At 64.7% G+C, this 14764-nt stretch carries 11 protein-coding genes; 8 read left to right on the forward strand and 3 right to left on the reverse strand.

Annotation, left to right across the window (positions count from 1 at the left end; all coding sequences use genetic code 11):
* Positions 1 to 293: 293 nt before the first annotated feature.
* Together BMZ70_RS06525 and BMZ70_RS06530 are read left to right on the forward strand one after the other, a co-directional pair.
* Entirely contained in the window at positions 294 to 2834 is a 2541-nt protein-coding gene (locus BMZ70_RS06525) for a TonB-dependent receptor (protein ID WP_092271423.1), read from the forward strand.
* Positions 2834 to 4486, forward strand: a complete 1653-nt coding sequence (locus BMZ70_RS06530; RefSeq protein WP_092271425.1) for a phytase — start codon at positions 2834 to 2836, stop codon at positions 4484 to 4486. The genes BMZ70_RS06525 and BMZ70_RS06530 overlap by 1 nt, the downstream gene beginning before the upstream one ends.
* On the opposite strand, the gene BMZ70_RS06535 is transcribed toward BMZ70_RS06530, so the two are convergent.
* A complete protein-coding gene (locus tag BMZ70_RS06535) occupies positions 4487 to 4834 on the reverse strand; it encodes a hypothetical protein (RefSeq protein ID WP_092271427.1) in 348 nt (115 codons plus the stop codon).
* A gap of 279 nt (positions 4835 to 5113) precedes the next feature.
* Between BMZ70_RS06535 and BMZ70_RS06540 the strand changes: the two genes are divergently transcribed.
* The 6 genes from BMZ70_RS06540 to BMZ70_RS06565 all read left to right on the forward strand — a co-directional run bounded on the left by BMZ70_RS06540 (position 5114) and on the right by BMZ70_RS06565 (position 11520).
* Positions 5114 to 7066, forward strand: coding sequence for a TonB-dependent receptor plug domain-containing protein (locus BMZ70_RS06540; RefSeq protein ID WP_130300884.1), 1953 nt, complete (start codon positions 5114 to 5116; stop codon positions 7064 to 7066).
* Positions 7067 to 7171: 105 nt separating this feature from the next.
* Positions 7172 to 8818 carry a methyl-accepting chemotaxis protein gene (locus BMZ70_RS06545; RefSeq protein ID WP_092271430.1) on the forward strand — a complete coding sequence of 549 codons (1647 nt, stop codon included), beginning with the start codon at positions 7172 to 7174 and terminating at the stop codon, positions 8816 to 8818.
* Between the two features lie 9 nt (positions 8819 to 8827).
* Positions 8828 to 9658, forward strand: coding sequence for an endonuclease/exonuclease/phosphatase family protein (locus BMZ70_RS06550; RefSeq protein ID WP_092271432.1), 831 nt, complete (start codon positions 8828 to 8830; stop codon positions 9656 to 9658).
* 105 nt (positions 9659 to 9763) lie between these two features.
* On the forward strand, positions 9764 to 10459 hold the full coding sequence (locus BMZ70_RS06555; protein WP_092271434.1) for a PEP-CTERM sorting domain-containing protein: 696 nt from the start codon (positions 9764 to 9766) through the stop codon (positions 10457 to 10459).
* A gap of 134 nt (positions 10460 to 10593) precedes the next feature.
* Positions 10594 to 10962, forward strand: a complete 369-nt coding sequence (locus BMZ70_RS06560) for a hypothetical protein (RefSeq protein ID WP_092271436.1) — start codon at positions 10594 to 10596, stop codon at positions 10960 to 10962.
* 3 nt (positions 10963 to 10965) lie between these two features.
* The gene (locus tag BMZ70_RS06565; RefSeq protein WP_229205316.1) at positions 10966 to 11520 is read left to right on the forward strand and encodes a hypothetical protein; all 555 of its coding nucleotides are present in this window, start codon (positions 10966 to 10968) and stop codon (positions 11518 to 11520) included.
* Here BMZ70_RS06565 and BMZ70_RS06570 read toward each other — a convergent pair.
* Both BMZ70_RS06570 and BMZ70_RS06575 read right to left on the reverse strand, forming a co-directional pair.
* The gene (locus BMZ70_RS06570; protein ID WP_092271438.1) at positions 11458 to 12045 is read right to left on the reverse strand and encodes a hypothetical protein; all 588 of its coding nucleotides are present in this window, start codon (positions 12043 to 12045) and stop codon (positions 11458 to 11460) included. The genes BMZ70_RS06565 and BMZ70_RS06570 overlap by 63 nt on opposite strands.
* A gap of 11 nt (positions 12046 to 12056) precedes the next feature.
* The gene (locus BMZ70_RS06575; protein ID WP_092271440.1) at positions 12057 to 14750 is read right to left on the reverse strand and encodes a hypothetical protein; all 2694 of its coding nucleotides are present in this window, start codon (positions 14748 to 14750) and stop codon (positions 12057 to 12059) included.
* Between the last annotated feature and the right edge of the window lie 14 nt (positions 14751 to 14764).

A 14764-nucleotide genomic window follows, 5' to 3' on the forward strand; every position in this document is an offset into this window, starting at 1 on the left:
TGCCACACCTGCGGCCAGACAGGTCAAAACAGCTCACAGCGCGTCATTCCCCCCATTGGGGGAAATGACTTCCGGCGAAGGCGGACGGTCCGCCGCTGCGGCCCATAGGCCGCCTCCCGTCACGCTCAGCATGGGTTCCGGCCTTCGCCGGAACGACGAGCGGGCGCAGGTCATTCAAGCTCATTTCTCACGCTAGAGCGCTATTTCGCACCTGCCGCGCCCTCGCCTGTCACGTAACTGAAACATTGCCCGCCTATCATCCGCCCCGTTCTCCCTTCCACCAACGGACACCAATGAATACGACTGCACACTACACCACCGCACCGCGCCTGTCGGCCCTGACCATCGGCGTGCTGGCCATGCTGGCCGGCCACGCCTACGCCGGCGAAGCGGCCGACACCGCCGAACTGGCCGCCGCCGCCAACAGCGTGGTCGTCAGCGGCCAGCGCGCCAGCCTGCGCAACGCCATCGCCGCGCAAGAAAAAGCCGACAACATCGTCAGCGTCATCAGCAGCGACGACATCGGCGGCCTGCCGGACAAGAACGCCGCCGAAGCCCTGGCCCGCCTGCCGGGCGTGGCCGTCCAGCGCGATCAGGGCGAAGGCCGCTACGTCAGCGTGCGCGGCCTCGGCCCGGACTTGAACGCCGTCACCATCAACGGTGCGCTGGTGCCGTCGCCGGAATCGGGCCGCCGCGCGGTGGCGCTGGACGTGCTGCCGGCCGGCCTGATCCGCTCGCTGGAAGTCAGCAAGACCCTCACGCCCGACCACGACGCCAACTCGCTGGGCGGCACGGTGGAAGTCAAAACTCTGACCGGCTTCGACCTGCCGAACAAACTGCTGTCAGCCACCATCGGCGCCAGCCGCGACCAGAACATCGGCAAGACCAGCCCGAGCGGCAGCGTGCTGTTCGCCGATCGCTTCCTCGACGGCAAACTGGGCGTGGCCGGCGGCATCAGCTACGAGAAGCGCGAGTTCGGTTCGGACAACGTGGAAACTGGCGGCGCCTGGAACAACGGCAAGCTGGAAGGCGTGGAATTCCGCGACTACCTGCCAACCCGCGAACGCCGCGCCGCCGCCCTCAATCTGGACTACCACCCGGACAACGCCAGCAAATACTTCCTGCGCAGCTTCATCAGCGACTTCAGCGACGATGAAGTCCGTGACCGCCTGACCATCAGCAACATCGCCGGCGGCAGCGTGGCCGAAGGCCAGACCGCCAGCGCACGCGGCGAGCGTCGCCTGCGCCAGCGCAAGTACACCCAGACCATCAAATCGCTGGTGCTGGGCACCGAGCAGAAATGGAACCAGTGGAAGCTGGACCTGAACGGCGGCGTTAGCCGTTCCAGCGACGACGCGCCGGAATCGATCAACGATGCGCGCTTCCGTGGCAGCAAGGACTTCGCCGGTGTCGGCTTCAGCAACACCGAGACGCCACACCTGATCGCGCCGGACGCGATCTACAGCGCCGCCAACTACAAGCTCAACTCGATCGCCCTCAAGCAAAGCTATGCCGAGGACAAGGAACACCACCTGCAATTCGACCTGGCTCGCAAGTTCGAGCTGGCCGACGGCAGCGCCACGCTGAAATTCGGCGCCAAGACCAGCCGACGCGAAAAGACCAACGACACCGAAGCCTGGTCCTACAGCAGCAAGCAGATCGGCAGCGCCAGCACCGCGATGAGCGACTACGTCACCGCCGACCAGCTCGACTACAAACTGGGCCGCATCGGCAACGCCATCAACCCGGCTGCGATCCGGGCACTGGTGGCGGGCCTGAGCCGCGCCAACGCCCGCGTGCTGGCCGATTCCACCATCGACGACTACCGCCTGAAAGAGGACATCGACGCCGGCTATGTGCAGCACAGCATCGACCTCGACACCTGGCACGTGCTGGCTGGCGTGCGCGCCGAACGCACCCGCTTCGATGCGGCCGGTTCGCGCGTCGATGAAGAGGCCAGCACCATCAGCGCCGTCAAGCGCGACCGCTCCTACACCAACTGGCTGCCGGCCCTGCAAACCCGCTACGACGTGGACGGCAAGACCAGCGTGCGTGCCGCGTGGACGCACTCGGTGGTGCGCGCCAACTTCGACCAGCTGGCGCCGGGCATCAGCCAGGCCAGCGATACCGAAGCCACCATCGGCAATCCGGACCTGGCGCCGCTGAAGTCGACCAACCTGGACCTCGGCATCGAGCGCATCCTCGGCGACGACGGCGCGGTCTCGGCCTACGTGTTCCACAAAGACATCAAGAACTTCACCTACACCACCAACCTGGCCGGCAGCGGACAGTGGGCCAACTACACCTCGGCCATCACCTACGCCAATGGCGACAAGGCCAGCGTGAAAGGCATCGAGCTGTCGTACAACCAGCCGCTGCGCATGCTGCCATCGCCGTTCAACCGCCTGATCTTCGGCGCCAACGGCAGCCTGACCCGTTCGGACGCCAACGTCGCCCGTTACGATACCGACGCCAAGCGCATGCGCTCCCGCAGCATCAAGCTGCCGGGCCAGTCGGACCAGGTGCTGAACCTGATGCTGGGCTACGAGCAAGGTCCGCTCAGCGCGCGCGTGGCGGTCAACTATAAGTCGGAATACCTGCTCGAAATGGGCGACGATATTCTGGACGCCAAGCAGGATCGCATCGTCGATGCGCAAAAGCAGGTGGACTTCTCGGCCTCCTACCAGTTGAGCAAGCAGGTGCAGCTGAACTTTGAAGCGGCCAACCTGAACAACGAGAAATACTACGTCTACCTCGGCAGCAAGGCCTACAACGCGCAATACGAGCAGTATGGCCGGACCTACAAACTCAGCCTGAAAGTGAGCCTGTTCTGATGCGCGCGCTGAATAGTATTCTGCTGGCTGCACTGGCCTCCTGCGCAGCGCTGGCCCACGCCGCCACCGCGCTGCCGGGTCTGGCCGCCAAGGCCAGCGAACTGGCCGCGCTGCCGGATGGCGGCTGGCTCAGCGTCGACAAGCAAGGCCTGCATCTGCTGGATGCGGGCGGCAAGGAACGCGCTCGATTGAAGGTGCGCGCCAAGCATCTGGACCTGCGGGCGCAAGGCAGCGGTGCGCTGGCGGTGGTGATGGACGCCAATGCCGAGCAAGTGCTGCCGGTGTTGGTGGATTGGCAGGCCGGCACACTGGCCACCCAAGCGCCCTTCCCGGCGCCGCCGTTCGGCATCGAGAGCACTTGCCTGTACCGCGACGCACAGCAGATCGATCACCTGTTCGTGATCGGCAAGGATGGCCAGGCCGAGCAATGGCTGATGCATGGCGACCAGCGCCAGCTGGTGCGCAAGCTGGCGCTGCCGCCGCACACCAAGCACTGCCGCGCCGACGATGCGGCGCATCAGTTGCTGGTCAACGAGAATTCGGTCGGCCTGTGGGCGTACAACGCCGAGGCCGAAGGCGCCCCCGAGCGCAAGCTGCTGAAACGCGGCGGCACCGAGCGCAAAGGTGAAGTCGTGGTGCGGCCGTGGCCGGCCCCGGCTTCGGCCCGCACGTCGGCTGCCGACAGCGCCAAAGCCATCGTCGTGCCTCGCGGCCAGACCGAGCCGGTGGCGCGCACAGGCGATGCCGCTGACGATCCCGCCATCTGGCGCAATCCTTCCGATCCGGCGGGCGCGCGCATCCTCGGCACCAACAAGAAGCAAGGCCTGCTGGTCTACAACCTGGACGGCAAGGAATTGCAGCTGCTGGAAGTCGGCCGCCTCAACAACGTCGACGTACGGCAGGACGTGACAGTTGGCGGCAACAAGCTGGACCTGGCCGTGGCCACCCAGCGCGACGACAACAGCGTGATGCTGTTCACCATCGCCGCCAATGGCGTGGTCACACCAGCCGGCGCCTTCGCCACCGGCCTGGATAACATCTACGGCATGTGTCTGTACCGCCCAGCGGACGGCGGCCTGGAAGCCTTCATCAACGACAAGGACGGCAGCTTCCTGCAATACCGCATCGAAGGCAGTGCCGAGGCCATGACCGGCAAGTTGCTGCGCCGCTTCAAGGTCGGCAGCCAGCCGGAAGGCTGCGTGGTGGACGACCGCAACCAGCGCCTGTTCCTTGGCGAAGAAAAGCGCGGCGTGTGGACCGTATCGGCACGCGGCGACGCCCCGGCCAGGCTGACGATGGTGATGCCAGTCGGCCCGCAACTGGTGGCCGACGTCGAAGGCATGGGCCTGTACCAAGGCGCCAAGGCCAGCTATCTGGTGGTGTCCAGCCAGGGCGATAACAGCTACCTGGTGCTGGACGCGCAAGCGCCCTACCGCGTGCGCGGCAGCTTCCGGGTCGGCTACAACCTGGCCGCCGGCATTGACGGCACCTCGGAGACTGACGGCCTGGAAGTCAGCTCCGCCAACTTCGGCGGCGCCTATGCGAAGGGCATGCTGGTCATCCAGGACGGCTACAAACGCCTCCCAGACGGCCCGCAAAACTTCAAGTATGTGGCCTGGGAAGACGTCGCCAAAGCGCTCAATCTTGACTGATCAGGTCTTCGGTACAAGGGGGCATTTATGCTGACTTGTACCGGAGATATCAATCAAGCGCACCGCTGGCACGTTCCCATTTGGATACTGAACGAATTCAAGCCTTACGTCCCCAGATTTAGTCACGAACGCTGCGGAGCCGATTGCCACAATTTCGGCTTCAGCTTGATTCTCCAATTGCATAATGAGCCGATGGCCACGTTGTGTGATCTTTAGCGAGCAGCCGCCGGCCAAGTCGTATTGACCTTTAAAATCCTGTAAGTCGGTAGTGAGCATTTGCCGGTCGGATGCGATGGCGGCGGTGAATACGCAGCAGCCCAATAACGCTGCAAAGAATTTGGTTCGCATGATATATCCTCAGTAAGTGTCGCCATCTTCTATGCGATGGCAATATGCTTACTTTAGAGCCGCAGCATTGGCATTCGGCAGGCTATCCGACCAATGGCGATTTATCATGGACGAATGGCGGCTAGATGGTGGCGAATGAAATCCACAGCGAATTTTCTGGCCTCTCGCGGTCGCTATAGAACAGCATTGCCGAAATCTGACAGTATTATTGTTGCGGTCGGCTGATGTTCATTGCACAATGTCGGGATGAGTGATTTCCGATCCATTCGCCGGGCAGTTTTGCTTGTTTGTGCGCTGGCTGCCGCTGGGCAGGCTGGCGCGCAGTCGTTTGCGCCGGAATACTTCAACCAGTTTCAGTCCAACAGCGCAATGGATATGGTCAACCGCCTGCCCGGCTTCGTCTTCGAAGGCGGGAATGTGGGCCGCGGCCAGCCGGGAAATGTCCTCATCAACGGCAAGCGCCCTGCTTCCAAGACCGAATCGCTGTCGGATGTGCTGGGCCGGATTCCGGTCGTCGGCGTCGAACGCATTGAAGTCATCAACGGTGGCGCGCCTGGCATCGACATGCAGGGCTATCCGACCATCGCCAATGTCACGCTCAAGCCGATCGACCTGGTGGCCGCGTCCACCACGGTGTCCAGCACGGTGATGCCGGATGGCAGCCTGGAGCCCACGTTCGACGGTAATTACAGCCTGAAGCGCGGCGACAAGAGCATCAACGTCACGGTCGGCTGGCGCCGCGCGCCCGATACCGGCCAAGGCACCGGCTCGCGCATCACCGAATATGCCAACGGCTCGCCGGCGACGGAGGTGACCGTTTCGGGCAGCGGCATCAATGAAAGCAAGTCGGTCCGGGTCAACTACGGGCAGGACCTGCTGGACGGCCAGTTGACCGTCAACGGCGCGGTCAATCCGTGGGCTTATCAATCGCAGATCCGCTTCGACGGCACAAATCCGTCTGTGAACCTGAACGACAACGCCGGCCGCACAGTGGAACAAGGCCTGGCTTACACCCGCGACCTGTCGCCCAGCACCAGCATGGATCTCAAGCTGGTCCATCGCAGTTCCGAAGTTGATTCGGACTGGGGCAATGCCACCAGCAGCGGCACCGCGCACTCGGTCACCAACACCTCGGCCAGCGAGCAAGTCGTGGCCGGCCAGCTGACCTGGCAGGCGCGCGATGGCATCACGATCCGCACCGGCATCGAACACACGGTCAACGCCAACGATTCCACCAACACCTGGCAGCCCAACGCGCAGTCGCCGGCCACGCCCGGCGTCGGCGCGTGGATCCAGGAATCGCGCACCGAAGGCCAGCTGTCGTCGGCCTGGCAGCTGGATCGCTCGCTCAATGCCGAAGCCGGCCTGCGCATCGAACATTCCAGCCTGAGCACCAGCGCCGGCCAGCAGGATGGCAAGTCCTACGTGTATCAGAAGCCGCGCCTGCGCCTGTCGCTGTCGCCTTCGCAGGCATTGCAGCTGCGCTTGCGCCTGGAACGCGAAGTCAGCCAGTTCGGTTTCTACGACAATGCTGGCTACTTCGGCATGGCCGACAAGACGCTGCGCGCCAATCTGCCCGATCTGGTGCCGGCCAAGACCTGGCTGTGCGAAAGCGCGGTCGAGTACCGTTTCTGGGAGCGCGGCGCGGCCACGCTGAGCTACACGCAGGCGCACATCAGCGATGTGATCGACCGCATGCCGATCCGCACCGCCACCGCCACCTACGACACGGCCGGCAATATCGGCGATGCCAATACCGACGCCGTCACCGGCATGCTGAACCTGCCGACCGACGGCTGGGCGCTGCCACAAGGTTTGCTCAAGCTGTCGACCACCTGGCGCTCGTCGTCGGTGAACGATCCGGCCACGCAGACCGGCCGCCGCCTGTCCGGCGAGCAGCCGCTGGCGTGGCGGGTCGAGTTCTCGCAGGACTTGCCGCAGCAGCGCGCCAACTGGGGCTTCTCGCTCGACAACGGCTGGAACAGCGACAACTGGCAAGTGGCCGAGCGCGACACCAGCAGCGGCAGCGGCTGGGCCCGCGCTTACATCAACTACCGCCCTGCCGCCAACATGACGCTGACGCTGGAGTTGAACAACCTCGCCAGCCGCACCGTCACCTACGACCGCGCGCATTACAGCGGCAATGACCGCTACGCCAGCCTCGATTTCACCGAGCACAACATCACCCGCACCCAGCCGTTCGCCATGCTACGTCTGCGTACCGACTGGTAATTGTTGTTCAGCTGTTGTTCCTATGCAAAAAACATACTTCACGGAATTAGTTGACATTTAAATCTGTTAGTATGCAAGCCACATTTCATTTGCATAGGACAGTACATGCACGGCCACGAAACCGTTCTTGAAGACGGCAAGCCCATCGTCACCACCACTGACTTGAAGGGCCGCCTTACCTACGTCAACTCCACCTTCACGGCGGCCAGCGGTTACACTGATCAGGAACTGACCGGCAAACTACAAAGCACGCTCTACCATTCCGACATGCCGCCCGAAGTCGACGCCGACATGTGGCGCACGGTGCAGTCGGGCGAACCGTGGCGCGGGCTGGTCAAGTACAGCGGCAAGGACGGCGGCTATTTCTGGTGCATCGCCAACGTCACGCCGGTGATGGAAGGCGGCAAGAACACCGGCTTCATGTCCGTTTGCACCAAACCCAAGCGTGAGCAGATCGAGCAGGCGGCGCAGCTGTACCGCACGCTCAAGGGCAACAATCCGGATGGCGTGCGCATCGTGCGTGGCGCCGAAGCGGCGCGCGGCTGGGGCAAGCTCCGCAACGCGCTGCGCGACATCACGCTGGCGCAGCGGCTGGCGCTGAGCTTTGGCAGCATGGCGCTGCTGGCGCTGGCGATCGCCAGCCATGCGCTGTTCGATTTTGCCGACAGCACGCTGATCGGCATGGCACTGCTGGTCGCCGCACTGGCCCTGTACAGCTGGCGCAACCTGCATGTGGCCATCGTCGAGCCGATCAAGTCCAGCATCAGCGCCACCCGCATTTTGGCCGGCGGCGATCTGACCACCCGCATGGCGGTCGACCGTCACGATGAACTGGGCCAGCTGCAAGCGTTTGTGCGCCAGCTGAACCTGAACCTGGCGTCGATCCTGGTCGATATCCGCAGCAACTTCAGCCTGACCCGCAGCACCACCACGCAAGTGGGCGCGGCCAATAGCGAGCTGTCGGCGCGCACCGAAGCGCAGGCCGCCAACCTCGAGCAGACCTCGGCCCACATGGGCCAGATCACCGGCATGGTCGGCCAGACCGCCGACAACGTCAACACCGCCAGCGGCGTGGCCAGCGAGGCGACGGCGCTGGCCGAACGCACCGGCGTGGCCGTGACGCAGGTGGTGGCGGCGATGAACGACATCAGCCAGTCTTCGCGCAAGATTGTTGACATCATCAGCCTGATCGACGGCATCGCGTTCCAGACCAACATCCTGTCGCTGAACGCGGCGGTGGAAGCGGCGCGCGCCGGCGAAAGCGGCCGTGGCTTTGCGGTGGTGGCCAGCGAGGTGCGCAACCTGGCCCAGCGCAGCGCAGCGGCGGCCAAGGAGATCAAGGCGCTGATCGATACCTCGGCCGGCAAGATCGAGATCGGCGCGGGCATGGCCAGCGCGGCCGGCGAGGACATGCAGGCGGTGATCGCAGCCATCGGCCGGGTGGCGTCCATCATGGGCGACATCAGCGGCTCCACCCGCGAGCAGAACAACGGCGTGCATCAGGTGCAGGACGCCATCATGCAGCTGGATGAAGTTACGCGCCAGAACGCGCAGATGGTGGAAGAAGCCGCCGTCGCCACCGGCGTGCTGGACATGCAGACACAGGCCGTGGCCAAGGCACTGGAAGTGTTCAAGCTGCCGCCGCAAGGCGGCGCCAAGGGCAAGCCAGGCGCCAGCCTGGTGCTGAAAAAATCGCAGGCCATCGAGCCGGCCGGCCACAGCGAAGAACGCCAGGCGGCACGCCGCGCCTGACGCCAGCCAATGCGCCGCCTCCTCCCCGTGCTGCTGTTGCTGGCCATGCCGCTAGCAGCGGCGCAGGCGGAGCTGAACGTGGCCACCTACAATCTCCGCCTGGATACCCCGAAGGACGGCAAGAATACGTGGAGCGAACGGCGCGATGCAGTGCGTGCGCTGGTGCGCTATCACGGCTTCGATCTGTGGGGCACGCAGGAAGCGCTGGCCAATCAGTTGACCGATCTGGAAGCGCTGGACGAATACGCCCACGTCGGCGCCGGCCGCGACGACGGCAAGCAAGCCGGCGAACACGCCGCCATTTTTTACCGGCATGCGCGCTTCGCATTGGAAGCTCATGGCGACTTCTGGCTCAGCGAAACTCCCGGCACGCCATCAAAAGGCTGGGACGGCCGCTGCTGCAAGCGTATCGCCAGCTGGGCGCGCCTGCGCGACAAAACCAGCGGTCAAGCGTTCTTGGCGCTGAACGCGCATTTCGATCATGAAGGCGTGGTGGCGCGGCGCGAATCGGCGCGTTTGCTGCTGGCGCGCGGACGCTCACTGGCCGGACCGCTGCCGCTGATCGTGATGGGCGATTTCAACAGCACGCCGGACAGCGAGGCCGTCGCCATCATCAGCGCCGCGTTGCACGACGCCCGCGCCGTCAGCCAGCAGCCGCCCTACGGCCCGGAAGCGACCTTCAACGCGTTCGACACCAGCCGTCCTGCGCAGGAACGCATCGACTACATCTTCCTCAGCCCGCAGTGGCAGGTGCTGCGCTACGCGGTACTGAGCGATTCCATCGACGCCCGCTATCCGTCCGATCACTTTCCGGTGCTGGCGCGTGTTCGCCTCCCCTAGCGGAGAATTAACATAGAGCAATAGACGTTGCATTCTAGAGATTTCACATTGACAATTCAGTTTCCATTGTTGTAAGCTGCAAGAATACTAACGATAGGTGCCGAAATGAAAACTCTGGGGATGTTGCTTGCAAGTGCTGCGCTGTGTGGTTCGGCCCAGGCCACCGTTTTTGAATATGACTTCACCGTCACCATCCAGGAAATGCTGGAGTTCTCGCCCGTCACCGGCACCGGCGGCATGGTCAACTCCAGCACGCTGGCGGGCGATGCCCTGTCGGTCGGCGATGTGGTGTACGGCCATTTCAGCTACGACACCGAAACCGCGCAGTTCGGCAACTTCGGCGTTGGCCCGGTGTATGCCGCCAGCGGCGCCAGCAATTCCCTGAGCGCAGGCACCTTCAGCCACAACCTGGCCCTGCACGACGCCACCGCCAACAACACGATGGTGCAAGTGTCCAACAACGCGGCCCTCCTGGGCGGCGGCGATAGCCTGGCGATCGGCAATACCTCGGAAAATGCGGCGGCCACGCAACTGATGGCGGTGGATTTCTTCGACCGCACCGGCACCGCGCTTTCGAGCGACGCGATTCCCGGCGCGATCGACGCCAGCGCCTTCAACCAAACCAGTTTTTACTACCTGTACACGGCCAAGGACAGCCACACCATGCTCGGCGCCAACGGCGCGCTGACCTCGCTGACGCTGGTGTCCTCGGTGCCGGAACCGCAAACCTACGCGATGCTGTTCAGCGGCCTGGGCATGCTCGCCGGCCTGGCGCGCCGCCGGAGCAAAGCAAGCAAGTAAGTAAGCAAGTAAGTCATTAATCGGTTATCGTGGCGGTGTATGCAGGTGGCTTGATCCAAGTCACTTGAGGCCGCCATCCGTTCCGTATATGCTAAGCATTCGGACGCCAGCACACACCACCGGGAGTGCTTAAGATGACTGAAACATTAAAGCCTGAACAAGAGCATCCAGCGCAGGAGCCAGCCGCCCTGCCGTTCCGCACCCTGCTGTACCGCTTCCTCTTCTTCGACTGGCTGTTCCGCGATGTCAGCGCGGCGCGCAACCTGTTCGAACGCCACGCCGCGCTCCAGCACAACATCTACATGTCCCGCTACCTGCCGATTTACATGCGACGCTGGAGCGTGCTGGCCACCTTCGACTTCGGGCTGGGCTTCCTGTGCGAACGCGGCTTGCAGGCTACCGTGCTGTCGGCCTGCTTTTTCACCTGGTCGTGCATGACCATCGCCGGCATCGTGGTGATTGTGGTGGCATGGATCTTCCTCACGTTCGGCCGATTCTTGTGACGCATGGGGAAATGGCGCTCCGGCGCGGCTGGCTGCGCCTTCCTGATCGCCTGCTCTCCGGTGATGGCAGCCGCGCTGGCCGTGAGCCTGCCGCCGGCGCAGGCGCAGCAAGCGGTGCTGCGCGCAGTCCAGCAGATCGCGCCACACAATGAGTTGCGGCGGCGCTACCGCATGGCCCTGCCCTTCGGCAGTCAGCTGTTTCCACCCGACGCCGACCTGGCCCTGCCGCCTGCCGCGCCGGACTTGCGCGCGTGGCTGGCCCTGCCCGCCGCACAACGCCGGCACGACCTGCTGGTCACGCCCGACATCGATTACTTCTGGCCTGCCGAGGACCGGCAATACAGCTGCCAGTTCCTGATCCACATCACCGCGCACGGACCGGGCGCGCAACTGGCAGTGTTGCAGCTGCGGCCCACCGAATACGCCGGCAAGGAATTCAAGCTGCTGGGCCGCACCGGCCCGGGCCGCTACATGAAGCTGCTGCCGGCCAGCCCGTCAGCCGAGTCCGATGCTGGCATGCGCGCCTTCCTGGCGGCGGCGCTGTCGGGCCAGCAGTAGCGCGGCGCCCAGCGCCAGCAACGGCAAGCTGCCCGGCAGCGGCAAGGCTGCCGCCGCCACCGTCAACGAGTAGGCGGCCTGCACGCCATCGGCCGCTTGCAGGAAGATGCCGCCGGCCAGCGGGTCGCCACTCCACCATTCTCCTGACACGGTAAACAGGCCGCTGTCGCTCTGCCCCGCCAGCGCGAACGGGAAGATCTGCACTCCATACAGGCCGGTGTGCAACAGCGCGTCGAAGGCGGCGTCGACGCTGGCGCCCGGTGCGAGGATGGGGAAGTCGAAGTAACTGGCGTCCGGCACCCCAAGACTGAACGACGAAACATTCAGCTGGGTCGGCACAAACCAGTTGCTGCTGTCGGTGTTGACCAGCTGGTAGCCCCAGCCGACGGTCTGGCCGGGCAGTCCGCTGACCGCGCCGCCGGCCGGACCGGCAGCGAACGTGAAGGTGAACGGCAGCGCGTGCGCGCCCAGCGACAGCATGCTCAATAACAGGACCAGCAGGGTCCGCAAGTATCGGTGTTTCATGATGGGGCTCCTCATTTCGGTATCACGGATTGGGCTTGCGAGTAGGCGTAGCTGACGCCGGCCAGGTCGGTCACACTGCCGTTCTCGCTGACGCTGAAGCGCTTGACGGTGGTCGGCAGGTTGAACGTCAGCCGCACAGTGAAGAAGCTGCCCACGTCCACATTCGGCGTCACGAACGGCAGCGCCGGCGACAGCGCGGTGTTGAGCGTGACCACACCGGTGCCTGCCAGCGTGCGCAGCGTCAGCGAACCGAGGCGCATATCGCGCGCCGTGCCGATGCCGGTATTGGTGAAGCGCACGTCCAGCCCGATCACGCCGGGCGCCACGCTCTCCTGACCGATGATGTCGGCGATCAGGTCCGGCCGCCCCGGCGCTTGCGCCACGCCGCTCACCAGCACGGTCAGCGAGGCGCTGTTGTGCAGCGAGGCCACGCTGGTGCTTTGCGCGCTGACGGTCAGGCTGTCCGCACTGCCGATGACGGCGCCCGGTGGCGGCGTCAGCGTGACGGTGACATTGGCGCTGGCGCCGCTCGCCAGTGTCAGCGTGGTCGGCGACACGGAAGTGATGTAATGCCGGTCGTCAGTGGCGCTGATGGTGAAGGTGTCGGCCGGACCGTCATTGCGCACCTGGTACACCAGCGTGGTGCTGACGCCGGGCCGCAAGTCCTGCCGCGACGGCGCAATGACCGCCACGGTTTGCGGCGTCACCATCACGCTCACCAGCCGCTGGTACGGGTAGCCCGAGCTGTCGTTGCCGGTGGCGTAGACCACGAACGGCTCGTTGGGAATGGTCAGCGCACCAAAGTATTTGCCGTTGTCGGTCTGGTCCTGCTCCAGCGCCAGCGGCCCCAATGCGCTGAGGTTCTTGCGGCGCAGCTGGAACTGCGGCGCGCTGGCGATGCCGCTCAGCGCCGCGATCGCATACAGCGGCTGGCCCGGACCCGGCTCGCCGTCAATGGTCATCAAGCCCTGGTGCGGCGGCATGGCGCCGAAGCGCGCCAGCTTGAAGGAGTTGAAGGCCAGGTCGGCGACGCCGTTCACGTTCACATAGGTCTGGTCGCTGGAGCCGCTGACCGACAGCGTCCACGCGCCGCGCAACGGACTGTCGACCGAGATGATGACGCCGCTCGACAGGCTCAGGTACTTGGTGGCGGTGGCCGCCGTGACCACCACGCCATCGGGCCGCGTCAGCGTGACGACCGGCCGCACGCCGGCCTGGGTGCCGCTGACCGACACCGTCAGGCGGGTCAGGCTGGTGTCGACCGGCACCGTGTAGCTCTTGGCGCTGCTGTAGGTGTCGACCACCGACAGGATCTGCACCACGTTGTTGCGCGCCACCAGATCGGCCAGCTCGGTAACCGTGCCGGCCTCGCCGCCGAACAGGAAGAACACCTGTCCGCCAGTCTCGGCCGCCGCTTGCAGAAAGCCCGGCGTCAGCGGCGAGCAGCTGCCGAACAGGATCGGATAAATCTTGATGTCCTTGCTCTTGGCCAGGCTGATCACCGCGCCCGCCAGTCCGGCGTCCTTGGCGGTGGCGTCGGTGTACATGAACAGGTCGCCGCCGGGATCGGCCAGCGACAGGCCGTTGTACATGCCGGTCATCGCCAGTTCGGGGCAATCGCCGCCGCCCGTGGCGAACAGGCCGCCGATGAAGGACTTGAACAACCCGGCGTCGTTGGTGGCCGTGGTCGGCCCGGTGCCGGGGTCGTTGAACGGCGCCAGCACGTATTGCAGCGGTTCCTCGTCCGTGCCCAGCCGCGCGTCGACGATGCTGGTGGCCGAAGCGCGCACGCCGGCAATGATGCCGCCCATGCTGCCGGTGGTGTCGATGGCAAACGCCAGCGTCGGCCCGGCGCCCAGCAGCGCCTTCAGCTGGGCCGGCGTGATCTCGGCCTTGATGTCTTCGACGAATTGCTGGGTGCCGGCGATGGCGGCGGCCGCCGCCGTGCTGTGGAAGCTGCTGTGCGGCGAAATGTCGCAGTACAGCGTGTCCTTGTTGATGCCTTCACGGAAGTAGCCGACCGGATCGCTGGACGGCGAACTCTTGTCCAGCGGCCCGCCGTGGCTGCACTTGAAGGCGCCCGGCTTGACGCGGTCTTCGCCGCCGTAGTAGCCGCTGGTCAGCAGCGAGCCGACCAGGTTGGACGAATTGGCGCAGGTCAGCCCGGTGTCGGTGAAGCCCGAGCAGGTCGGCGTGGTAGGGCCGGCGAAGGCCAGCGCACCGGGCCGGCCCACGCCCGGATGGGCGCTGCTATTGCCCTGCTCCACCCAGTTGCTGTGCGAATAAAAGTCCTGGATGGTGTGCAGCGCGCTCCCGAGGTTGTCACGCGCGCCGGTGGCGTTGATCGGGTCGCTGCGCAAGGCATCGAGGATGTTTTGCTTGAGCGTAGCCAGCCGCAGCTGCGCGCCGGCGGCGTTCTCGCCGTCGAAGTGCTTGGCCGAGCTGGTCTGGTCTTCGTCGACCTTGGCGTCGGCCTCGATGATCTGGTCGAGCGCTTTTTGCATCGACGCGGTCAGCTTGGGCACGGCGAAGTAGCGCTTGTCGAGTTCCTCGATGCCGCGCTGGGTGATGTCCTGGTGGGTCAGGCTGCCGGCCGACTTGGACGTGATGAAACAAACGAAACCGTTCTTGGGGCAGAAGGCGTTGCTCGGTAGGCTGACGGCCAGCAGCAGCGACGCCAGCAGCAACGATAGGAAAATGCGCATACGATATCCTTTCT

Source organism: Duganella sp. CF402 (assembly GCF_900109645.1).
Classification (GTDB): domain Bacteria; phylum Pseudomonadota; class Gammaproteobacteria; order Burkholderiales; family Burkholderiaceae_D; genus Rugamonas.

Coding starts and splice junctions, on each gene's coding strand:
- BMZ70_RS06530 (WP_092271425.1), top strand. CDS start 2,834: ATGCGCGCGCTGAATAGTATTCTGCTGGCTGCACTGGCCTCCTGCGCA.
- BMZ70_RS06560 (WP_092271436.1), top strand. CDS start 10,594: ATGACTGAAACATTAAAGCCTGAACAAGAGCATCCAGCGCAGGAGCCA.
- BMZ70_RS06525 (WP_092271423.1), top strand. CDS start 294: ATGAATACGACTGCACACTACACCACCGCACCGCGCCTGTCGGCCCTG.
- BMZ70_RS06545 (WP_092271430.1), top strand. CDS start 7,172: ATGCACGGCCACGAAACCGTTCTTGAAGACGGCAAGCCCATCGTCACC.
- BMZ70_RS06555 (WP_092271434.1), top strand. CDS start 9,764: ATGAAAACTCTGGGGATGTTGCTTGCAAGTGCTGCGCTGTGTGGTTCG.
- BMZ70_RS06575 (WP_092271440.1), bottom strand. CDS start 14,750: ATGCGCATTTTCCTATCGTTGCTGCTGGCGTCGCTGCTGCTGGCCGTC.
- BMZ70_RS06565 (WP_229205316.1), top strand. CDS start 10,966: ATGGGGAAATGGCGCTCCGGCGCGGCTGGCTGCGCCTTCCTGATCGCC.
- BMZ70_RS06550 (WP_092271432.1), top strand. CDS start 8,828: ATGCGCCGCCTCCTCCCCGTGCTGCTGTTGCTGGCCATGCCGCTAGCA.
- BMZ70_RS06570 (WP_092271438.1), bottom strand. CDS start 12,045: ATGAAACACCGATACTTGCGGACCCTGCTGGTCCTGTTATTGAGCATG.
- BMZ70_RS06535 (WP_092271427.1), bottom strand. CDS start 4,834: ATGCGAACCAAATTCTTTGCAGCGTTATTGGGCTGCTGCGTATTCACC.